Below are 21,710 nucleotides of genomic sequence, written 5' to 3' on the forward strand. Positions count from 1 at the left end.
AATCCAGGAAGATTTTTGACGTAATCTGTGCAAAAATGAGCAAGCTCACTTTTCGTGTGGGGATTAAAAGGAGAAAAATTGATGAGTTCCGATCTTAAGTTTTCGCTGTTCACCACCGTTGTTGTGCTGGCTCTGATTGTCGCGGCCGGTCTGACGGCTGCGCTGCACTGATTTACGCGGAGGGAGAGCCTTCTCCCTCCCGACTCCCCGGATTGTTACTTCTCTGGCAAAAATCTTTTGCCATTTTGTTAACTTCTCATTTTTTGTGATTGATGTCATGCTTTCCGCTTCTTTGTTCTGTGTCACCACATGACACGGCATCCGGAGTTGACGCATGAAAATCAATTTTCCCCTGCTGGCCCTGGCGATTGGCGCTTTTGGGATTGGCACCACTGAATTCTCCCCGATGGGGTTACTGCCTGTTATTGCCCGGGGCGTAGACGTCTCGATCCCTGCCGCAGGCATGTTAATCAGCGCCTACGCTATCGGCGTGATGGTCGGGGCGCCGTTGATGACGCTTCTGCTTTCGCACCGCGCGCGCCGCAATGCGCTGATTTTCCTGATGGCGATTTTCACCCTGGGCAACGTGCTTTCGGCCATTTCGCCGGACTACACCACATTGATGCTGTCACGCATTCTGACCAGCCTTAACCACGGCGCGTTCTTTGGGCTGGGGTCGGTCGTGGCTGCCAGCGTGGTGCCAAAACATAAGCAGGCGAGCGCCGTGGCAACCATGTTCATGGGGCTAACAATTGCCAATATCGGCGGGGTGCCTGCGGCAACCTGGCTGGGGGAAGCGATCGGCTGGCGTATGTCCTTCCTGGCGACTGCCGGGCTTGGGGTGGTTGCAATGGTGGCGCTGTTCTTCTCCTTGCCGAAAGGCAGCGCGGGGGAACGCCCTGACGTGCGCAGAGAACTGGCGGTGCTAATGCGCCCGCAGGTGCTCTCCGCGCTGCTCACCACCGTGCTGGGGGCAGGGGCGATGTTTACCCTCTACACCTATATTTCACCGGTATTGCATGACATCACGCACGCAACGTCTCTCTTTGTGACCGCGATGCTGGTGCTGATTGGCGTGGGCTTCTCGATCGGCAACTATCTCGGCGGGAAATTTGCCGACCGTTCCGTGAGCGGGACGCTGAAGGGCTTCTTAACCCTGCTGATTGTCATCATGGTTGCCATTCCATGGCTGGCGCGTAATGAGTTCGGGGCCGCGATTGCGATGGTCGTCTGGGGAGCCGCCACTTTCGCCGTGGTGCCGCCGCTGCAGATGCGCGTAATGCGTGTCGCGCATGAAGCGCCGGGCCTCTCATCTTCGGTCAACATCGGTGCCTTCAACCTAGGCAACGCGCTCGGTGCGGCGGCCGGTGGGGCCGTGATTTCAGGGGGACTGGGGTACAGCTTTGTGCCGGTGATGGGGGCGATTATTGCCGCGCTCGGCCTGCTGCTGGTGGTGATGTCAGGTCGTAAACAGCCTGAAGCAGCCTGCGCTGCGGAATAAACCAAAAACGCAGAAGGGCGAACCCTTCTGCGTGTCTCTTACGCGGCGAAGTTCTTCGCGACAAAGTCCCAGTTAACCAGTGCCCAGAAGTGCTCCAGGTAGTTTGGACGCGCGTTGCGGTAGTCAATATAGTAAGCGTGTTCCCACACGTCCACGGTCATCAGCGGCTTCGCGCTGGTGGTCAGCGGGGTACCCGCGTTTGAAGTGGACACGATAGCCAGTTTGCCATCCGCCTCTTTAACCAGCCACGTCCAGCCAGAACCGAAGTTCTTGATGGCTGCATCGGTAAATTTCGCTTTAAAATCCGCGAAGCTGCCAAATGAGGTGTTGATAGCGGTAGCCAGTTCACCGACAGGTTCACCGCCGGCATTCGGCGCCAGGCAGTGCCAGTAGAAGGTGTGGTTCCACACCTGAGCCGCGTTGTTAAATACGCCACCCTCTGAGCTGCGGACGATCTCTTCCAGCGTTTTGCCTTCAAAATCGGTGCCCTTGATCAGATTGTTCAGGTTGGTGACGTACGTCTGGTGATGCTTGCCGTAATGATATTCCAGGGTTTCCGCAGAAATGTGCGGCGCCAGGGCGTCTTTTGCATACGGTAGTGCAGGTAATTCGAACGACATTGCTTCTCTCCTTATTGTATTTTGCGTTGCCAATAACCACACAGACAACATGGACAGGATAGCAAATTGAAAGGGTATGCAAAAGAGGAACTTACCCTGCCACGGATGTGGCAGGGCAGGGGTTAGCGAATGGTTTTCGGTGTCATCACGCGACGCGCGCCGACGTAGTGGCGTACCCAGTAGTCTTCACTGAGAGAGGTGATCTGAATATCCTGGCCGCTACGCGGTGACTGGATGAATTTCCCATTGCCGACATACACGCCGACGTGGTCAGCCGTGCCGCGACCCTGAGTGCGGAAGAACACCAGATCGCCGTTTTCCAGCTCACCGCGGTCAACCGGTGAGGCATCGCGCAGGTGGTACATCTCATTGGCGGTACGAGGAATGCGGAATTTGACCAGATCTTTATAGGCGTAATAGACGAGGCCGCTGCAGTCAAAACCGGTACGCGGCGAGCTGCCACCCCAGTGATAAGGTTTGCCAATCTGCCCCATCAGTTTGTTCATCGCGGTTTTTTGCGCTTTCTGTACACGCACTTTATGCACTTCCGCTATTTTCGTGACCTTCGTGCATTTCGCCTTGTGGCCTTTACGCGTTATGCATTTTTCAGTAACGAGGTTAGCGGCGGTTTGCGAAGCTTTACTTTTGGAGGAGTGTGCAGTGCGGGAAGGTTTTGTTTTCGTCTTGCTGGAAGCGGTCTGTTTCGTCTGAGCCGGTGTTTTTTTCTTGTCGTTCTTAGCGGTGGTTTTTTTCTTACGTTCTGTGGCTTTCACCAGATGGTTTTTTTGTACAGCAGAATGCCGCGCCTGCTGAGAGGCGTTTGCCACTGGCGTGAAAGTGAGTGAAGTAAACAGTAAAGCACAGAGCGTGATCGAGATTTTATTTATCCGCGCCACTGGGCAGTCCCCTGATAAATGCAGGTCATCAATAATACCCGCGTGTGATTTACAAAGCCCGTCGATTCTAATCTATAAAAACCCAGAAAGTTAATAGCATTTTTCAATCTACAATCCTGTTTCGTTAGCAAGTGCAAAAAAATTCATCGTTCTGTCGCACATTTGCCCACTCCTTTAGCAAAACCCTGACTGCCGCAGGGGTAAACACCATTTGCAATGCAACTTTTCGTGACTCGGGGTAGAATGTATAAACGTGACAAAAATGTTATTTTCCGATGCCAGTCTGAACCGCTACAATGTCAGACGAATGCCGTAACAGAAGTTAAAGGAAGCAAGACATGAGCACCACTATTGAAAAAATCCAGCGCCAGATCGCTGAAAACCCGATTCTGCTGTATATGAAAGGTTCTCCGAAGCTGCCAAGCTGCGGCTTCTCCGCACAAGCGGTTCAGGCGCTGTCAGCCTGTGGTGAGCGTTTTGCTTACGTTGATATCCTGCAGAACCCGGACATCCGCGCTGAGCTGCCTAAGTACGCTAACTGGCCGACTTTCCCACAGCTGTGGGTTGACGGTGAGCTGGTTGGCGGCTGCGATATCCTGATTGAAATGTATCAGCGCGGCGAACTGCAGCAGCTGATCAAAGAGACGGCGGCGAAGTACAAAACCGAAGAGCCGGACGCAGAGTAATTTTCTGCGCAAATAAAAAAGCGACCTGATAAGGTCGCTTTTTTTTATTCTTCGCTGTCGCCCATCGACAGCGGCCAGCCGCCCAGACGCTTCCAGCGGTTGACGATCTCACAGAACAGCTCTGCGGTGCGCTCCGTGTCGTATAAAGCGGAATGCGCCTGCGTACCGTCAAAAAGTATACCCGCCGTGATGCAGGCTTTAGATAACACCGTTTGTCCCAGAGCCAGGCCGCTCAGCGCGGCGGTGTCGAAGGTCACAAAAGGATGGAAGGGGTTGCGTTTGAGCGCGGCGCGCTCCGCGGCGGCCATGGTAAAGCTGTGATCGAAGGTGGCGTTATGGGCCACCATGATGGCGCGGCTGCAGTTACTCTCTTTCATGCCTTTACGCACCATTTTGAAAATGGCGTGCAGCGCATCATATTCACTGACTGCGCCACGCAGCGGGTTATGCGGATCGATACCGTTAAACGCCAGCGCTTCCGGCTGTAAGTTTGCTCCTTCGAAAGGTTCAACGTGGAAATGCAGCGTGGTGTCCGGTGTAAGCCAGCCCTGTTCATCCATCTTCAGCGTGATGGCGGCAATTTCGAGCAGCGCATCGGTTTTAGCGTTAAATCCGGCTGTTTCTACATCAATGACAACGGGATAAAAACCACGAAAACGGTCGCACAGACCGCTAAATTGAGCGTTATCGGACATCAGGGTCTCTTACAAGGGGAAAAAACAGAGCGCATTATGGCAAATTTTGCAGGGTGATGCAGTAAAACTACGGGCGCATGTTGCGCCCTGAGGGATCAGTTGCCCAGACCGCGACCCGCGTCTTTGGCTTCAATCAGCTCGATTTTGTAACCGTCCGGATCTTCCACGAACGCAATCACGGTGGTGCCGCCTTTTACCGGGCCCGCTTCGCGCGTCACGTTACCGCCGTTGCTGCGAATGCGCTCACACGCTTCGGCCGCGTTGTCCACTTCCAGCGCGATGTGGCCGTAGGCGGTGCCCAGCTCATAGCTGTCTACGCCCCAGTTGTAGGTCAGCTCGATCACCGCTTCATCCGTTTCCGGGCCGTAACCCACAAACGCCAGCGAGTATTTATATTCCGGGTTTTCGCTGGTGCGCAGCAGCTTCATGCCCAGGACGTTAGTGTAGAAATCAATGGAACGTTGCAGGTCGCCAACGCGCAGCATGGTGTGAAGTAGGCGCATAATTTCCTCATTAACCAATGGAATAGACTGTCTTTTTGAACAGAAACGATGTTTTAGTATAGCGGCGAAGTATCGCCGCTATCAATGAACAACGGCGAGATTACAGAGAAGGGTAGTCGGTGTAGCCTTCCGCGCCGCCGCCGTAGAAGCTTTCCGGGCGCTGCGGGTTCAGGGCCGCTTTTTTCTGCAGACGGGCAACCAGATCCGGGTTGGCGATGTAGTCGCGGCCAAACGCGACGGCATCGATTAGCCCTTTGCCGATCAGGTCTTCGGCTTTCTCCGGGGTATAAGCCCCCGCACCGATGATCACCCCGTGGAAACGCTCGCGCACTTTCTGACGGAAAGCGTCCGTGTAAGGCTTACCGCCAGCCCAGTCCGGCTCGGACATGTGCAGATAGGCGATGCCACGTTTTGCCAGTTCTTCGATCAGATAAAGAGCATCGGCTTCTTCGTTTGGACCATTGTCGACGTTCTGGAAAGAACCGATTGGGGAGACGCGGATCCCGATACGATCCGGGCTCCACTCCTGGCATACGGCATCAACCACTTCCAGCACCAGGCGAGCGCGGTTTTCGACGCTGCCGCCGTACTGGTCGGTGCGGTGGTTAGACGACGGTGACAGGAACTGGTGCAGCAGGTAGCCATGCGCAGAGTGCAGCTCAATCAGGTCAAAACCGGCTTCACGGGCGTTGGCCACGGCCTGGCGGAAGTCGTTCACGATACCCGGGATCTCGTCCAGCTCAAGCGCGCGCGGCATAGAGGTATCCACGCGGATCGCATTACCGTTTTCATCACGCAGGGAAGTACGGGTGTTTGCGCTCAGAGCTGAAGCGGAGACCGGTGCCTGGCCGCCAGGCTGAATGCTGCTGTGAGAGATACGACCGGTGTGCCACAGCTGGACCGCAATGCGACCCTCTTCAGCGTGAACGCCCGCGGTGATTTTCTGCCATGCGGCGATCTGTTCCGGGCTGTGAAGACCCGGCGCACCCGCATAACCCTTAGCCTGAGCGGAAATCTGCGTGGCTTCGGTGATGATCAGGCCAGAGCTTGCGCGCTGACGATAGTATTCACCCATCAGTGGGGTTGGGATGTCGCCCGGCTCAATGCTGCGCAGACGGGTAAGCGGAGCCATAAACACGCGGTTTGGCGCAGTGACGGCACCCACTTTCAGTGGGGTAAATAATTTTTCAGCTGACATAAAGACTCCTGAGTAGACCAGTCGACTAGTAGTTGGGTAAATAAAAACGCCTGTTAAATGCCAGGCGCAGTAATGCTGTTTTTCACATGTGCCAGCGCGCTTTCCAGCGGCACGGCACTGCGCGAAATTTTTGCCTGCAGGTTAGCGCCTAGCCAGAGCGCATATAACACCTGCGCCTGGGTTAGCGGCTCGCCGGAAAAGGCCAGCGTTTTTTCATCGCGGCCTTTCTCCAGCGCCTGGGCCAGGAGGGCGATAACGCCGCGGGCACCTTTATCCATCGCCGTGCGCATATCTTCAGAAAGATCGCACACTTCTGCAGACAGCTTAACGGTCAGGCATCCGCTGATAATGCCCTGCTGACAGAACTGGTTCAGCGTTTCCTGATAGTAGTTCAGAACACGATCCCGGTAGTTACCTTCACCTGAAGCAAAGTGGGTCGCCAGACGCTGATGGTAGCCAGCATAATGACGCTCCAGCATCGCTACGCCAAAAGCCTCTTTGGACCGGAAGTAGTGATAAAACGACCCCTTCGGTACCTCAGCGGTTTTTAACAGCTCGCTCAACCCCATACCGGTAAACCCGCGATGCATGCAAAGTCGCTCGCCGGTTGCCAGTAAATGTTCGCGGGTATCGTGTTCAGTATTTCTGCTCATGGCCGCACTCTAATAGACCGTTCGGTCTAATGCAAGCGAGTTTACGGGCGACATGCGCTCAGTATATCCAGCTGCGGTTGATAAACCGTTGATTTCACGTCCATCATACCCAATACGGTTGAGAATAAATTGTCCTGGGAAACCGCATTTTTTGCTGCATGGTCGCGCAAACACTGTTCGTTGATGCCAAAGTTTTTCGCGTAATCCGGTGACAGCCAGAACATAAACGGAATATGCGTTTGCTGCTCCGGCGCCAGCATGTACGGCGTACCGTGCAGATAAATACCGCTTTCACCCAGCGATTCACCGTGATCTGAAAGATAAATCAGGGCGGTGTTCATGCTCGACTGGCGCGCTTTCAGCGCATCGATGGTTTTGCTGACCATGCTGTCGGTATAGAGGATGGTGTTGTCATAGGTATTTATCAGCGCCTGATGATCGCAATCCTGAATCTCATTGGTGTCGCAGGTTGGGGTGAATTTACGGAAGTTGTCCGGGTAACGGCGATAGTATGCCGGACCGTGGCTCCCCATCAGGTGGATAACCAGCACCGTATCTTGCTTCACGCCATCCAGCACGTTGTCCAGACGATAGAAGTTCACGTCGTCAATGCAGGATTTGTCTTTGCAGAACTGATCCAGCTGCCACTGCGTCATGTCGGTATGGGGCACGCGATCGCAGGCGCCTTTACAGCCGCCGTCGTTGTCGCGCCACAGCAGGTTGATACCCGCATGCTTGAGCACGTCGAGTAGTCCCTCGCGATGGTGAGCCAGGTCGGCATCGTATTTGCTGCGCGTCATGCCGGAGAACATGCAGGGAACGGAAACCGCGGTTTCGGTACCACACGAGGAGGCCTGCGGGAAGTTAATCACGTCCTGCTTTTTCAGCTCCGGGTTGGTTTCGCGTTCGTAACCGTTCAGGGAGTAGTTTGCCGCGCGCGAGGCTTCGCCGACGACAAGCACCAGAACGGTTTTCTTTTGTTGACCGATAATCAGTGACCCTTTATGGGCAGCTTCACCAATGCGCACCAGCGTTTGATCGCCGGCAAACCAGCGCATCTTGCTGTACTTCACCACGGCGCTGACATAGTTCGCCGGGGTGACCATTTTGACGATGCTTTTGTTATTGCGGAACAGCGACGCGTAATCTTTATAAAACAGCGCGGCAATGAGAATAATCACCAGCAGAGCACCGAGCATCGCGGCAACGCGCGTCAGCAGCGCGTACCACCATTTTCCGGTACGAATCCGGGTCAACGCCAGCACCACGGAGGGAACGAGGCCGGCTATAACAATCCACAGAATCATCTGCGGGGTCACCAGGGCGGTCGCTTCCTGAGAGTTGGTTTCGAACACGTTTACAATCATGTTCTGATCGATCACCGCGCCATAGGTGTACATAAAGTAGGTTGCCGCGGCGCATCCGATCGTCAATACAATCAGCAGCGGCTTGCGGAGATACGGGATGTTAAGCAGGCTAAAGACAATCACCCAGCCGCAAAACAGCACCAGCGGTACGGAGGCGGCAAAGAGGAAGTCGTGCAGATGGACTGGGCCGATAATGGCCCAGCTGCGCTGGATAAACAGCCCGTTCAGCAGAGTAAAGAAAAGTGCACAGCCCAGAGTAAATTTAATGTCGTTACATTGTAACTTTTTGATTAACCACATCGATCGGTAAACCCGTTATTGTCATGATGGGCCGAGTATAGAGAGGGAAGATTAGTGAAACCTTAATGCCACAAATCTGTGATATAGGCCTTGCACGTGGCGCGATTAACGTCTTCACTGTAGGTGAGAGGTGCTTTCGGGAGGTGAGTGTGGCAGAGCAGCTGGAGTTTTTCCCCATCCAGAGCCCGTGCCGGGGTATTTGTCAGGTCGATGAACGCGGATATTGCCGCGGGTGCATGCGTACCCGCGATGAGCGTTTTAACTGGCAAAACTTTAGCGACACGCAAAAGCAGGAGGTGTTACGCCTCTGCCGACAGCGTCTTCTGCGCAAAATACGCGCAAACAAAGCGGGTGAAACCGAAGAACCCCAGCAACCTTCACTTTTTTAACACGGTAATTGCGTATACTCATGACATTACGTCCTTGAGGAAAATGTTATGGTTCAGCGAATTACCCTTGCCCCCCAGGGGCCAGAATTCTCCCGTTTTGTAATGGGCTACTGGCGCCTGATGGACTGGAATATGTCCCCCCTCCAGCTGGCGAGCTTTATTGAAGAGCACCTTGATTTAGGCATCACCACGGTCGATCATGCGGATATTTACGGTGGCTACCAGTGCGAGGCCGCGTTCGGCGAGGCGCTCAAGCTGGTTCCGGCCCTGCGCGATCGCATGGAAATCGTCACGAAGTGTGGGATTGCCACCACGGCAAAACCTGAACACGCCCTCGGTCATTACATCACCGACAGTGCGCATATCATCAAGAGCGCCGAGCAGTCGCTGGTCAATCTGGCGACCGATCGTATCGACCTGCTGTTAATCCACCGCCCCGACCCGCTGATGGATGCCGATGAGGTGGCGGAAGCCTTCCTGAACCTGCACCAGAGTGGGAAAGTGCGTCACTTCGGCGTGTCTAACTTTACCCCGGCACAGTTTGCGCTGCTTCAGTCGCGCCTGCCGTTTACGCTGGCCACTAACCAGGTTGAGATCTCCCCGGTCCACCAGCCGCTGCTGCTGGACGGTACCCTCGATCAGCTGCAGCAGCTGCGCATTCGCCCGATGGCGTGGTCCTGCCTGGGGGGCGGACGTTTGTTTAATGATGATGAATTCCAGGCGCTGCGCAACGAGCTTGAAACCATCGCCCGCGAACTGAACGCGGAGAGCATCGAACAGGTGGTTTACGCATGGATCCTGCGCCTGCCGTCAAAACCGCTGCCGATTATCGGTTCCGGCAAAATTGAACGCGTGCGGTCTGCGCTGGCCGCTGAAGAGCTGCAGATGACCCGTCAGCAGTGGTTCCGCATCCGTAAGGCCGCGCTGGGTTACGACGTACCATAAACCGCCTGAAGGTGACTTTCCGGTCAAATCTTTGCCCCTGGTATACACTTAAGGGGCAAAAAATAACCCGCGGAGGTCATTATGAAGCGTTTTGCTCTGGCACTGGTCACGCTGGTTGTTTGCGCAGGGGCGCAGGCAGCCAGTGACGAAGTGGAAATGAATCTCGTCACCCCTCAGGGTGTGGGTCAGTCCATCGGAACGGTGAAAATTACTGAAACCGATAAAGGACTGGAGTTTGCACCCAACCTCAAAGCCCTCCCTCCCGGTGAACATGGTTTCCATGTTCACGCCAAAGGCAGCTGTCAGCCCGCTTTAAAAGAGGGCAAACCGTCGGCGGCGGAAGCGGCAGGGGGTCACCTCGATCCGCAGCATTCCGGCAAGCATGAAGGCCCGGATGGAATGGGGCATTTAGGCGATCTGCCAGTGCTGGTGGTGAATAACGACGGTAAAGCCACCGATCCCGTTGTCGCGCCGCGACTGAAAAAGCTGGATGAGGTGAAAGGCAAAGCGCTGATGATCCATGTCGGCGGCGACAATATGTCCGATCGGCCTAAACCGCTTGGCGGCGGCGGGGCACGCTATGCGTGCGGCGTGATCTGATCCCCAATCGTTCCCGGTGGCGGTGCCTGTTCCAGCTGCGAGAGCGAGCAGTGCAGGCGCCAGATTATCGAGGCCAAATCACGGGCTGCGGGCAGATGATGCTGTGCCAGCGTATCGCAGATCCGCTGCAGTTCATTCAGCGTGGCTTCGAGCGGCCGCTGCTGGACACCGCGCTCGCTCATTACATCGCGCAGCAGGGAGATGCAAACATCACGAACCTGCGACAGCGGATCGGAACGCGTTTCCCACGCGCGAAGCTGCCAGACCACGTGCGAGCAGTTCAACAGCACCACGCCCCAGCGCAGCAGCCAGCGCCGGGACAGCGCGTCCTGGCTGTTATTCAGCTGACTGACGTGATGATAGACCAGCGATTCATACTCGTTTTCACCCAGGTGCGGTTTACGGCTGAGCTGGTCGACAAACCCTCTGCGTAACTCCCGAATATGCCTGCGGCTCTTGCGTGCATCGGAGCCGGGACGTAACACCGCAAAAGCCAGCCACGCCAGCCCCACGCCAAGGATCTTTGCCAGGTTATCATTGAGAAAATCGGCGTAATCATAAACCGGTGGATTCGTCACGGAGATAAACGAGCCCATAAAGACAATCAGCTGTCCCCAGAGGCCCGCCAGCTTAGGCATTTGCAGCTTCAGAAGCTGCATGGTGGTTAACAGGGGAAACAGGAAAAGCAGGAACTGCCACAGATCGCTTATCTGCACCATCAGGCCAAACTTCACCACGAAGCTGAAAAGCGACAACAGCACCAGCGTGCGCAGCAGGAGCGTAAGCGAGTTGAACGGCGAGGCCGCGACGGAATAAAGCACGCAGCTGATGGCGGCAAGCGTCAGGGCCGCCGTACCGGACTCCCACTGCGTGGTAATGCTCCACGCCCCCACCAGCATCAGCGCGCAGAAGGTGCGAAAACCGCCCCACAGCGCTTCAAGATAGTCGGTATGGCGCGCAAGTGCCGGGCTGCCGGGGACGTTGAACTCCGTTAATGGGGTCGCGTTTTCGACGGCCGTAATCCAGCGGCTGCTGCGCAGGTACAGACGGCAAAAGTAATTCAGGCGCTGCCAGAAGGCGCGATGGCGGTAGTCGTACTCATCAACCGGGGCGAGCGGAGCGATAATCCGCGCTACGGTGTAAATGTCCGCATCCGGGCGCGCAAGAGCCGCGAGCAGCGTTTCAATCACGGCTCGGGTATTTTCAGGCGGCGTCGGCCAGTTGAGCAGCATCCGGCGCAGGCTGGAGATGGCGCTGGTCATGCGCAGCTGCTGGTGCAGCAGATAGTTAAGCAGGGTGTTCTGGCGGCGAAAGCGGTAGTGGCTCCAGAACGCCTGAATGCGCAACAGATTCATCGTCAGGATCTGTCCGATAACCTTTTCATGCGCGAGGCGGATATCGTCGCTGGTATCCGGTTGCCACAGCAGACTCGCGTGTTCCAGTAACCGGGTATGCATGGTTTTCAGCGCGGTGATGAGCGCGGTGCCGTCGGATGTGCTGGGGAGGATCATCATCATGAAGCCGCCGCTGAGGATCCCGACAATCACTTCGCAGACGCGCGCCTGCGCGATATCCCACAGCTCGGTGGTGTCGAGCACGTTAACCACCGGAAAGGCGATAATGGCGGCGGTATAGCCCGCCAGCTGGAATGCGTAGGCGACGTTATTGGTAAAATGGGCGCAGGCCCAGGTACAGAACCCCAGCCATGCGGCCATGCTCAGCAGGAACAGCCACGGATCGTTCAGCGTATGGCCGGCGATAATTAGCGCTGCGGTGGCGCCCAGCAGGCTGCCTGCGATGCGGCCAAGGCTTTTACTGATCACCCCGCCGACCGTCGGAAAACTGACCACCGCCGCAGACGTCATCGCCCAGTAGGGCTCATCCAGGTTCAGGTAATAAGCCACAGTCAGCGCAAGACACATGGCAATGCCGTTACGCAGCGCGTAGCGCCACTGGGGACGCGTCGCTTTCATCCACGGCGTGTTTTGCCAGGAGAGACTCTGCAGCTTCATCACCGGTTGCCGATGGAGACAGTGCAGGTGGTGCCGGACACAAGGGTAATGTCCTGCGGTAAATGGTCAAACTCCACGCGAACCGGAACGCGCTGGGCCAGACGCACCCAGGGGACGTTCGGCTTTATGTCCGGCACCAGCCCTGAATCCGTCTCAACGCTTTGATCGTAAATGGCGCGGCCAATGCTAGATACGTGACCCTGTAACTTCTGCGAGCCGCTGTAAAGCGTTATTGCGGCTGGCGAACCCTCGCGAATATGTCGAAGCTTGGTCTCTTCGAAATAGCCCACTACGTAGAAGGAGTGGCTGTCGACGAGGGCGAATATCGGTTGTCCCGTGGTGGCATAATTCCCCACGCGGGCCGAGAGGTTGGTCACCCATCCATCAACAGGTGCCGTAATCACGGTTTGGGTCAGTTGCCACTGCGCCTGCTTCAGCGTCGCCTCCGCCACGTTGACGTTCGCCTGCATGGCCTTCACATTGATGTTTGCGGTGTCTAAATCTTCCGCTGAGATGTAGTTTTGCGACAGGTGACGGCGGCGATTGGCCTCGTTGTTTGCCTTTGCCAGATCCGACTGGGCTTTCGCCAGCTGCGCCTGGGCGTTCAGAATCGCAATGTGGTACGGGGTGTCGTCAATTCGGAATAAAACATCTCCCTTTTTGACGAACTGGTTATCCTTAACCAACAGCGTCGTGATGCTTCCCGACACCTGAGGGGTGATGCTGACCTGTTCAGCACGAACTTTGCCGTCACGCGTCCAGGGCGACTGCATATAAAAATTCCACATCCACCAGCCCGCCACCAGCGCGAGGGCAAGGACAAACAGGGTGGAAAAGTATTTTAGCGTTTTCAGGGACATATTCACCACGCAGTCAAAACGACAAGGCCCAGGCATACGGAAAGGGCAAAAAGGGAAAGATCCATCAGCATGGGATGCCAGATTTCGCCGGAGTACATCCAGTCGCGAAGCAGACGATGCGCGATGAGCCAGAGGATAAAGCCCACCAGAACGGCCTTAAACAGAGGAGGAAAGTAGACTGACGCACCGAAGATCAGGTCCTGAAGGGGTAAACCCTCTGAGCGATGAAAAAACGTCACGGGCAGAAATCCTTTGCAGTGAACAGAATGCCGCGTTGGCTTGTCTTAGTATGATGAAGCATCACAATTCAGTGTAAGTCATACTTTTAAGTTCGATGAATGCAGTATTGCATTTGTTTTGGCAATACAAATGCTGCACACTATTCTAAAATCAGTATAATAACTTAGCAAGCTAATTATAAGGAGATGAAATTGGAATCGCCATTAGGTTCTGATCTGGCAAGGTTGGTACGCGTCTGGCGTGCTCTGATTGACCATCGCCTGAAACCTCTGGAACTCACACAGACGCATTGGGTCACGCTGCACAACATTCATCAGCTGCCGCCCGATCAGTCGCAAATTCAACTGGCAAAAGCGATAGGAATTGAGCAACCGTCGCTGGTACGCACGCTTGACCAGCTGGAAGAGAAGGGGTTGATATCGCGGCAAACCTGCGCCAGCGATCGTCGCGCCAAGCGGATTAAACTCACCGAGAAAGCAGCGCCTATCATTACGGAAATGGAAGCCGTGATCACCAAGACGCGCGGTGAAATTCTGTCTGGGGTTTCACCGGCGGAGCTGGAAATGCTCATCAGCCTCATTAGGCGCCTTGAGCAAAACATCCATGAGCTACAGTCGCGCGACTGACAAACAACAAGGCCTTGCAGCAGCAAGGCCTTTTTTTACTTAAAGACCACCACGCGGTTACGTCCTGTCTCCTTCGCTTCATACATCGCTTTGTCGGCATTTTCCACACAGGTTTCTGCGGCTATTGCGGGCGACGTTGCCGTAAACACCCCCATGCTGATGGTGATTGGCTCCGGTAATTGACCGCCGCTGCTGCTGTTATCGAAGCTGCTGAGATTTAACCTTATGCGTTCCGCCACCTGGTACGCCGCGTCTGATGAGGTGTTGCCCAGCAGCAGAACAAACTCCTCACCACCGATACGGGCCGCGATGTCCTGCGGGCGCACGGAATCCATCAGCAGATTAGCGACAAACTGCAGGACTTTGTCGCCCTGAAGATGCCCGTAGGTGTCGTTGATACGCTTGAAGCGATCGAGATCGCTGACGATGACGGAAACCGGACGGCTGGGTTTGGCGATATCCAGCGCCTGCTTTAACGTTTCATAAAAATAACTGCGGTTATACAGGCGCGTCAGCGGGTCGCGAATGGAGTTCTGGTAAGACTGCTGATACTTAACGTGAGAGTCGCGATACAGCCTGAAAACATCGTAGAGCAGAACAAAAATGATCATCAGCGTGGCGACGGTTTCAAATAAGCGAGCGCGATACCAGGAGACATCTTCAACATGTCCACCCACTAACAGCATTGAGAGCGTGACGATATAGCAGACGCACAGAAAATTACCGCCCACCCAGAATAAGTTGCGTATGCGCGTAATAAACATCAGCGTGGCTAATGTCACCACCCAGAGTGCAATTAATGCAATATTAATGAAGTGGCTCCAGAGAACCATAAATTCACGGGTTTCATTATCTACAAGATCAATGGATAAAAAGGAAGAATGACTGGAATACATCCAGGCCAAACCTACTGCAAAGACGGTAAAGAGAAACTCGCCGCTCACAATAGCGATATGCGCCAGCCGCGAAAGGGGACAATTGCGCGTGGTATAGAGTATTGCCGAAACGATTATTAGCACCGCCATTAAGAGATGGCGGAACATATAGAAGATCATCGCATCGTTGTAGTTCACCGCGTTGAACTGATAGAGGTCCAGCCAGGCGGGAAAGCTGCACAGTGTTCCGACCATCAGCGATGCCGACCCTGCAAAGGCAAAAGCGAGCGATACCAGATACAACCGTTTTCGGTCACACCAGTATTTCATTGCCATAAAGCAGGCAATAAACAGATCAAACACCAGTAAAAAAATGGTGAGCGTAGGGAACAAGTGAGACGAAAAGGTTGGAACCCATTCGGCAATTTTTGAAAACAGGGCGTGTAATATGCCGATAACAGCAATACAACCTAAACAGAACGAGATATAACGACCCTTTACAGAACGATGATTCGCATACATATACGGTTTTAATGACTTTATAATGAATTAAGGTGAGGGTATTGCGGAGAGTGTAATCAATTAGCACGCTAAATACTTTGCGCAGAAACAATATATGGCGTGGTTAATAATGGGTGAGGTGAATGTATTTTGTAAATGTATTTGTGGGAGTGATAAATAATGTAAATGGATGTGGCCTGATGACCACATCCATTTTTAATTAACGTGGAGAAACGGTCACCTGACTTCCGTTGCTTGCCAGAACAACGCGCTGGCCTGCAGAGAAGCGAGTGCTGCCTTGTTTCTGTACAACCATGATCGTGCTGCCGTCGTCTTTACGAATTTCCAGCTCTACGCCCTGGGTTTTGTTCATCGCACCCTGAACGCCCTGGCCGGCTACGCCACCCGCAACGGCGCCTGCGGCTGTTGCCAGCGAGCGGCCTGTACCGCCACCGACGGTATTACCGAGGAAACCACCCAGAACGGCACCGCCGATTGCACCCATTACGTTGCTTTCATCACCACCCTGGATCTGTACAGGACGTGCGTTAACAACGGTACCGTAAGTCACGTTCTGAACCTGTTTCGCTTCAGAAGCGCTGTAAACGTCGCCAGAAAGTGAACTGTCATTCACACAGCCAGCCAGAGTTAAACCAATCAGCGAAACGCCCAGTACACGTAAAATCATTTGAATCTCCTGTTCACCAAAAACGCCCGATTGGGGGCATCCGTTATGGCTAAATTATATGGCATAAGGGGCCATAGTTCATATCTTTGCACTAACAATAAGAAAATTGTACTTGAATTTGACTTAACGAGACATAAACAGGATCCGCCCGTGTTACCCGTCTGACATTGTTAAAAAATATTATCGCCGGATGGCAAAGCTGCGCCGTTTATGGTTGAGTGGATATCCTTAGCCCACGCAACGTAAGGAAAGCGCATGAAATCGGGTCGCTACATTGGTGTGATGTCAGGCACCAGTCTGGATGGGGTAGATGTCGTTCTGGCCGCCATTGACGAAAACATGGTGGCGCAGCAGGCGAGCCTGACCTGGCCAATCCCCATTTCACTGAAAGAGGATATTCTGAGTATCTGTCAGGGGCAGCAGCTAACCCTCTCCCAGCTTGGACAGCTTGATGTTCGCCTGGGGGCGCTGTTTGCGGATGCGGTGCAGGCTTTGATGCAAAAAGAACATCTTCGCCCGCAGGATGTGGTGGCCATCGGGTGTCACGGACAAACGGTCTGGCATGAGCCCGGCGGAGATGCCCCGCATACCCTGCAAATCGGCGATAACAACCAGATTGTGGCGAAGACGGGCGTGACGGTAGTAGGCGATTTCCGTCGTCGCGATATCGCCCTTGGCGGGCAGGGCGCGCCGCTGGTACCCGCGTTCCATCAGGCGTTACTGGCGCACCCAACAGAGCGGCGGATGGTGCTCAACATTGGCGGGATTGCCAACCTGTCGATGCTCATTCCGGGGCAGCCCGTCCGCGGCTACGATACCGGCCCGGGCAATATGCTAATGGATGCCTGGATCTGGCGGCAGTGCGGACAACCGTATGATAAAAACGCCGAGTGGGCGAGCGGGGGGAAAGTGATTATTCCGCTGCTGCAGTCGATGCTAAGCGACCCTTATTTTACCCTGCCGGCCCCTAAGAGCACGGGGCGTGAATACTTCAACCTGGGCTGGCTTGAGCGTCAGCTGGCACCATTCCCGGCGCTCGCGCCGCAGGATGTCCAGGCGACGCTTGCCGAGCTGACGGCCGTGTCGATCTCCGAACAGGTTCTGCTGAGCGGCGGATGTGAACGCCTGCTGGTGTGCGGCGGAGGAAGCCGCAACCCGCTGGTGATGGCGCGTCTTGCGGGGCTACTGCCGGGTACCGAAGTGACCACGACCGATGAGGCCGGTATCAGCGGGGATGATATGGAGGCGCTGGCCTTCGCCTGGCTTGCCTGGCGCACCATTGCCGGACTGCCGGGCAACTTGCCGTCGGTAACCGGCGCGCGTGAAGCGAGCGTCCTCGGGGCGATTTTCCCGGCCAATCCTCGTCATAATCAGAGTTAACTGAAATTCAGCGCGGCGCATCATCGTTAGAATGGAACGAAACAGGAGGGCAGCCATGCCCTCCAGGACCAGGAAAGTCTTCGGAATACGCCCATGAAAAAACTTCTTCTTATTGCCGCGCCTTTATTGCTGTCAGGATGCAGCGTCTATAACCAGCTCCTTGAACGCATGCAGACCGATACGCTGGAGTATCGCTGCGACGAAAAACCGCTGACCGTGAAGCTGAATAACCCACGCCAGGAAGCCAGCTTTGTTTACGACAATAAATTGCTGACGCTGAAGCAGGGCATGTCGGCTTCCGGCGCGCGTTATACCGACGGTATCTACGTCTTCTGGTCAAAAGGCGAAAGCGCCACGGTCTACAAACGCGACCGCATTGTGCTGAACAATTGCCAGCTCGAAAATCCGAAGCGTTGAGATTTTTACAGGGGCGGCGCACAATAGCGCCACCCACTCTCAATGTCAGCTAACGCCATGTCAGATAACGACGAACTGCAGCAAATTGCGCATCTGCGCCGTGAATACACTAAAGGCGGCCTGCGTCGCCAGGATCTTCCCGCTGAACCCCTCGTGCTTTTCGAACGCTGGCTGAAACAGGCCTGCGAAGCGAAACTCGCCGATCCAACGGCCATGGTTGTCGCGACGGTGGATGAAAACGGTCAACCGTATCAGCGCATCGTATTGCTCAAGCATTATGACGAGAAAGGGCTGGTGTTCTATACCAATCTCGGCAGCCGCAAGGCGCACCATTTAGAAAACAATCCGCGTATCAGCCTGCTGTTCCCCTGGCACATGCTGGAACGTCAGGTAATGGTCACCGGCAAGGCGGAACGTCTCTCGACGCTGGAAGTGGTGAAGTATTTCCACAGCCGTCCGCGCGACAGCCAGATTGGCGCCTGGGTATCAAAACAGTCCAGCCGAATTTCTGCCCGCGGCGTGCTGGAAAGTAAATTCCTGGAGCTGAAACAGAAGTTCCAGCAGGGTGAAGTTCCTCTGCCAAGTTTCTGGGGCGGGTTCCGCATCCCCATTGAGCAGATGGAGTTCTGGCAGGGGGGCGAACATCGCCTGCACGACCGCTTTTTATACCAGCGCGAGAATGGCGGCTGGAAAATCGACAGACTGGCACCGTAATCCCCGAAATTTGTTGATTTAAGCGCTAGCGCACACCGCGCTTGCGCTTTATTCTATGGTCCTTTCGCATCAGGCGAAAAGTCGTGTACCGGCAAAGGTGCAGTCGTTTATACATGGAGAATTTGATGGCAAGCAGTAACTTGATTAAACAATTGCAAGAGCGGGGCCTCGTGGCCCAGGTGACGGACGAGGAAGCGTTAGCAGAGCGACTGGCGCAAGGCCCGATCGCGCTCTATTGCGGCTTCGACCCCACCGCTGACAGCTTGCATTTGGGGCATCTTGTTCCATTGTTATGCCTGAAACGCTTCCAGATGGCGGGCCATAAGCCTGTTGCGCTGGTGGGCGGCGCGACCGGTCTGATTGGTGACCCAAGCTTTAAAGCCGCTGAGCGTAAACTGAATACCGAAGATACCGTGCAGGAGTGGGTGGATAAGATCCGCAAACAGGTTGCACCGTTCCTCGACTTCAACTGTGGTGATAACTCTGCCATTGCCGCGAACAACTACGACTGGTTTGGCAGCATGAACGTGCTGACCTTCCTGCGCGACATCGGCAAGCACTTCTCTGTTAACCAGATGATTAACAAAGAGGCCGTGAAGCAGCGTCTGAACCGTGACGACCAGGGTATCTCCTTTACCGAGTTCTCCTACAACCTGCTGCAGGGTTATGACTTTGCCTGCCTGAACAAGCTGCACGGCGTTTCCCTGCAGATTGGCGGTTCCGATCAGTGGGGTAACATCACCTCCGGTATCGACCTGACCCGTCGTCTGCACCAGAACCAGGTCTTCGGCCTGACCGTTCCGCTGATCACCAAAGCAGACGGCACCAAATTTGGTAAAACCGAAGGCGGCGCGGTATGGCTCGAACCGAAGAAAACCAGCCCGTACAAGTTCTACCAGTTCTGGATCAACACGGCGGATGCCGATGTTTACCGCTTCCTGAAGTTCTTCACCTTTATGGACATCGAAGAGATCAACGCGCTGGAAGAAGAAGACAAGAACAGCGGTAAAGCGCCGCGCGCCCAGTACGTGCTGGCGGACGAAGTGACCAAACTGGTTCACGGTGAAGAAGGTCTGGCTGCGGCAAAACGCATTACCGCAAGCCTGTTCAACGGTACCCTGAGCGATCTGAGCGAAGCGGACTTCGAACAGCTGGCGCAGGACGGCGTGCCGATGGTTGAGATGGAAAAAGGGGCTGACCTGATGCAGGCGCTGGTGGACTCTGAGCTCCAGCCTTCGCGCGGTCAGGCGCGTAAAACTATCGCCTCTAACGCTATCACCATCAACGGTGAGAAACAGGCCGACCCGGAATACACCTTCGTTGACGGTGACCGTCTGTATGGTCGCTACACGCTGCTGCGTCGCGGTAAGAAAAACTACTGCCTTGTCTGCTGGAAATAAATAACAGTCTCCAGGGGCGTGGGAAACCACGCCCCTTTTGTTTTTTCAGGGTTTGGTAAGAAAAAAATGAAGAACATCCTCGCCATTCAGTCCCACGTTGTTTTTGGACACGCCGGCAATAGCGCCGCGGAATTCCCGATGCGTCGCCTCGGCGTCAACGTCTGGCCCCTTAATACCGTGCAGTTCTCTAACCACACGCAATACGGCAAATGGACCGGCTGCGTAATGCCGCCTTCGCACCTCACCGAGGTTGTGCAGGGGATTGCCGATATCGACCAGCTTAAACGCTGTGACGCCGTGCTGAGCGGCTACCTCGGCTCAGCGGAGCAGGGGGAGCATATCCTCGGCATCGTACGCCAGGTGAAAGCCGCAAACCCGTCGGCAAAATACTTCTGCGACCCCGTTATGGGCCACCCGGAGAAAGGCTGCATCGTGGCGCCTGGCGTTGCAGAGTTTCACGTCCGCCACGCGCTGCCCGCCAGCGATATCATCGCGCCAAACCTGGTCGAACTCGAAATTCTCTGCGAGCATCCGGTTAACAGCGTTGAAGAGGCGGTAAGCGCGTCTCGCGAACTGATCGCTCAGGGGCCTGAGGTGGTGCTGGTAAAACATCTCGCCCGCGCAGGGCTGAGCCAGGACCGTTTTGAGATGCTTCTGGTGACGAAAGATGACGCCTGGCATATTAGCCGTCCGCTGGTGGATTTCGGCCTGCGCCAGCCTGTTGGGGTCGGGGATGTCACCAGCGGTCTGCTGCTGGTGAAATTACTGCAGGGGGCGACGATGCGCGACGCGCTGGAGCACGTTACCGCGGCGGTGTACGAAATCATGATTGCGACGAAACAGATGCAGGAATATGAACTGCAGGTGGTTGCGGCACAGGATCGTATCGCGAAGCCGGAGCACTATTTCAGCGCAACCCGGTTATAACCGGCCAAATCGTGTAGGCCGGGTGCGCGTTAGCGCCACCCGGCAACACAGGCCGCTCGGTTAGTTCAACCCTTCCGCTTTCAGCGCCGCAGCCACCGCAGGACGCTCTGCCACGCGTTTCATATACGATGCAATATGGTCTAACCCTTCCAGGTTCAGCTTAACCGCGCGCGCCCAGCGCAGCACGGTAAACAGATACGCATCGGCAATCGTGAAGCGCGAACCACAAATCCACTGTTCGTCTTTCAGCGATTCGTTAACGTACTGCAGCTTTTTCTCAAGAAGCGCACGCAGGGTCGGTTTGAACTCCTCTGGCGTATCCGGGCGAAACAACGGCGTAAATCCTTTGTGCAGTTCGGTCGCAATGTAGTTCAGCCATTCCAGCGTCTTATAGCGAGAAATGGTACTGACCGGTGCCAGCAGCTGACGATCGGGTACGCTATCTGCCAGGAACTGCATAATCGCGACGCCTTCGGTCAGCAGAGTACCGTCATCCAGCAAGAGAGCCGGAACTTGTCCCTTGGGGTTAATGGCAAGAAAATCGTCGCCATTTTCCAGACGCTTTTTCATCAGATCAACGCCATCCAGCGTGAAATCTTTGCCGCTCTCGCGCAGGGTGATATGGGAAGCAAGAGAGCACGCGCCCGGTTTGTAGAACAGTTTCATCGGTAACTCCTTTTTGCTGAGGTTTCAGCTATGTTAGTGCGCCAACGGACA

At 55.1% G+C, this 21,710-nt stretch carries 25 protein-coding genes; 12 read left to right on the forward strand and 13 right to left on the reverse strand.

From position 1 onward, the window contains the following. Positions 1-81 precede the first annotated feature (81 nt). Positions 82-171 carry a YnhF family membrane protein gene (locus BJ885_RS05225; RefSeq protein ID WP_008500596.1) on the forward strand — a complete coding sequence of 30 codons (90 nt, stop codon included), beginning with the start codon at positions 82-84 and terminating at the stop codon, positions 169-171. A 163-nt stretch (positions 172-334) separates the two neighbouring features. After that, a complete protein-coding gene (locus BJ885_RS05230) occupies positions 335-1,501 on the forward strand; it encodes an MFS transporter (RefSeq protein WP_121931331.1) in 1,167 nt (388 codons plus the stop codon). Between the two features lie 38 nt (positions 1,502-1,539). Here the strand turns inward: BJ885_RS05230 and sodB are convergent, their stop codons facing one another. Then, the gene (gene sodB, locus BJ885_RS05235) at positions 1,540-2,121 is read right to left on the reverse strand and encodes a superoxide dismutase [Fe] (protein ID WP_121931332.1); all 582 of its coding nucleotides are present in this window, start codon (positions 2,119-2,121) and stop codon (positions 1,540-1,542) included. 122 nt (positions 2,122-2,243) lie between these two features. Next, on the reverse strand, positions 2,244-3,017 hold the full coding sequence (locus BJ885_RS05240; protein ID WP_029739796.1) for a C40 family peptidase: 774 nt from the start codon (positions 3,015-3,017) through the stop codon (positions 2,244-2,246). Positions 3,018-3,355: 338 nt separating this feature from the next. On the opposite strand from BJ885_RS05240, the gene grxD reads away from it, so the two are divergent. Next, positions 3,356-3,703: a monothiol glutaredoxin 4 gene (gene grxD, locus BJ885_RS05245; RefSeq protein WP_003832760.1), complete on the forward strand. Its 348-nt coding sequence runs from the start codon at positions 3,356-3,358 to the stop codon at positions 3,701-3,703. Between the two features lie 44 nt (positions 3,704-3,747). On the opposite strand, the gene rnt is transcribed toward grxD, so the two are convergent. The 5 genes from rnt to eptA form a co-directional block, all read right to left on the reverse strand. Next, positions 3,748-4,398, reverse strand: a complete 651-nt coding sequence (rnt, locus tag BJ885_RS05250) for a ribonuclease T (RefSeq protein WP_121931333.1) — start codon at positions 4,396-4,398, stop codon at positions 3,748-3,750. A 95-nt stretch (positions 4,399-4,493) separates the two neighbouring features. Continuing rightward, positions 4,494-4,901, reverse strand: coding sequence for a lactoylglutathione lyase (gene gloA, locus BJ885_RS05255; protein WP_013096923.1), 408 nt, complete (start codon positions 4,899-4,901; stop codon positions 4,494-4,496). Positions 4,902-5,001: 100 nt separating this feature from the next. Further along, a complete protein-coding gene (locus tag BJ885_RS05260; protein WP_023311356.1) occupies positions 5,002-6,099 on the reverse strand; it encodes an alkene reductase in 1,098 nt (365 codons plus the stop codon). A gap of 53 nt (positions 6,100-6,152) precedes the next feature. Then, positions 6,153-6,752: a TetR/AcrR family transcriptional regulator gene (locus BJ885_RS05265; RefSeq protein WP_029739798.1), complete on the reverse strand. Its 600-nt coding sequence runs from the start codon at positions 6,750-6,752 to the stop codon at positions 6,153-6,155. Between the two features lie 41 nt (positions 6,753-6,793). Continuing rightward, positions 6,794-8,419 (reverse strand): phosphoethanolamine transferase EptA, encoded by a 1,626-nt coding sequence (gene eptA, locus BJ885_RS05270; RefSeq protein ID WP_121931334.1) that lies wholly within the window; start codon positions 8,417-8,419, stop codon positions 6,794-6,796. 149 nt (positions 8,420-8,568) lie between these two features. On the opposite strand from eptA, the gene BJ885_RS05275 reads away from it, so the two are divergent. From BJ885_RS05275 to sodC, 3 genes are all read left to right on the forward strand, one after another. After that, on the forward strand, positions 8,569-8,808 hold the full coding sequence (locus tag BJ885_RS05275) for a DUF1289 domain-containing protein (protein ID WP_008500587.1): 240 nt from the start codon (positions 8,569-8,571) through the stop codon (positions 8,806-8,808). Positions 8,809-8,856: 48 nt separating this feature from the next. Then, positions 8,857-9,753 (forward strand): aldo/keto reductase family oxidoreductase, encoded by an 897-nt coding sequence (locus tag BJ885_RS05280; RefSeq protein WP_121931335.1) that lies wholly within the window; start codon positions 8,857-8,859, stop codon positions 9,751-9,753. An 81-nt stretch (positions 9,754-9,834) separates the two neighbouring features. Next, a complete protein-coding gene (gene sodC / locus BJ885_RS05285; protein ID WP_045887807.1) occupies positions 9,835-10,353 on the forward strand; it encodes a superoxide dismutase [Cu-Zn] SodC in 519 nt (172 codons plus the stop codon). Here the strand turns inward: sodC and BJ885_RS05290 are convergent. The 3 genes from BJ885_RS05290 to BJ885_RS05300 are packed head-to-tail and all read right to left on the reverse strand — an operon-like array spanning position 10,332 to position 13,464. After that, entirely contained in the window at positions 10,332-12,365 is a 2,034-nt protein-coding gene (locus tag BJ885_RS05290) for an FUSC family protein (protein ID WP_059346599.1), read from the reverse strand. The two genes, sodC and BJ885_RS05290, sit on opposite strands and share 22 nt — an antisense overlap. Next, a complete protein-coding gene (locus tag BJ885_RS05295) occupies positions 12,365-13,225 on the reverse strand; it encodes an HlyD family secretion protein (protein ID WP_121931336.1) in 861 nt (286 codons plus the stop codon). Before BJ885_RS05295 ends, BJ885_RS05290 begins: the two co-directional genes overlap by 1 nt. Before the next feature lie 2 nt (positions 13,226-13,227). Continuing rightward, the gene (locus BJ885_RS05300; protein WP_054829565.1) at positions 13,228-13,464 is read right to left on the reverse strand and encodes a DUF1656 domain-containing protein; all 237 of its coding nucleotides are present in this window, start codon (positions 13,462-13,464) and stop codon (positions 13,228-13,230) included. A 186-nt stretch (positions 13,465-13,650) separates the two neighbouring features. Here BJ885_RS05300 and slyA point away from each other — a divergent pair, with 186 nt between their 5' ends. Beyond that, entirely contained in the window at positions 13,651-14,091 is a 441-nt protein-coding gene (slyA, locus tag BJ885_RS05305; protein WP_121931337.1) for a transcriptional regulator SlyA, read from the forward strand. 35 nt (positions 14,092-14,126) lie between these two features. On the opposite strand, the gene BJ885_RS05310 is transcribed toward slyA, so the two are convergent. Further along, positions 14,127-15,488, reverse strand: a complete 1,362-nt coding sequence (locus BJ885_RS05310; RefSeq protein WP_121931338.1) for a GGDEF domain-containing protein — start codon at positions 15,486-15,488, stop codon at positions 14,127-14,129. A gap of 199 nt (positions 15,489-15,687) precedes the next feature. Next, positions 15,688-16,155: an outer membrane lipoprotein SlyB gene (slyB, locus tag BJ885_RS05315; protein ID WP_023311367.1), complete on the reverse strand. Its 468-nt coding sequence runs from the start codon at positions 16,153-16,155 to the stop codon at positions 15,688-15,690. Positions 16,156-16,410: 255 nt separating this feature from the next. Between slyB and anmK the strand changes: the two genes are divergently transcribed. From anmK to pdxY, 5 genes are all read left to right on the forward strand, one after another. Next, complete coding sequence (gene anmK / locus BJ885_RS05320; protein WP_029740321.1) at positions 16,411-17,535, forward strand: anhydro-N-acetylmuramic acid kinase; 1,125 nt, start codon at positions 16,411-16,413, stop codon at positions 17,533-17,535. A gap of 93 nt (positions 17,536-17,628) precedes the next feature. Further along, positions 17,629-17,952 carry a C-type lysozyme inhibitor gene (gene mliC / locus BJ885_RS05325; RefSeq protein WP_059346604.1) on the forward strand — a complete coding sequence of 108 codons (324 nt, stop codon included), beginning with the start codon at positions 17,629-17,631 and terminating at the stop codon, positions 17,950-17,952. 57 nt (positions 17,953-18,009) lie between these two features. Then, positions 18,010-18,666, forward strand: a complete 657-nt coding sequence (gene pdxH, locus BJ885_RS05330) for a pyridoxamine 5'-phosphate oxidase (RefSeq protein WP_025204349.1) — start codon at positions 18,010-18,012, stop codon at positions 18,664-18,666. A 125-nt stretch (positions 18,667-18,791) separates the two neighbouring features. After that, positions 18,792-20,066, forward strand: a complete 1,275-nt coding sequence (gene tyrS, locus BJ885_RS05335) for a tyrosine--tRNA ligase (RefSeq protein ID WP_121931339.1) — start codon at positions 18,792-18,794, stop codon at positions 20,064-20,066. A gap of 66 nt (positions 20,067-20,132) precedes the next feature. Continuing rightward, positions 20,133-20,993, forward strand: coding sequence for a pyridoxal kinase PdxY (gene pdxY / locus BJ885_RS05340; RefSeq protein ID WP_121931340.1), 861 nt, complete (start codon positions 20,133-20,135; stop codon positions 20,991-20,993). Positions 20,994-21,053: 60 nt separating this feature from the next. On the opposite strand, the gene gstA is transcribed toward pdxY, so the two are convergent. Next, on the reverse strand, positions 21,054-21,659 hold the full coding sequence (gene gstA, locus BJ885_RS05345) for a glutathione transferase GstA (RefSeq protein WP_048977464.1): 606 nt from the start codon (positions 21,657-21,659) through the stop codon (positions 21,054-21,056). Between the last annotated feature and the right edge of the window lie 51 nt (positions 21,660-21,710).

Origin of the sequence: Enterobacter sp. WP_7_1, assembly GCF_003688535.1 — a bacterium.
In the GTDB taxonomy this organism is placed as follows: Bacteria; Pseudomonadota; Gammaproteobacteria; order Enterobacterales; family Enterobacteriaceae; genus Enterobacter; species Enterobacter asburiae.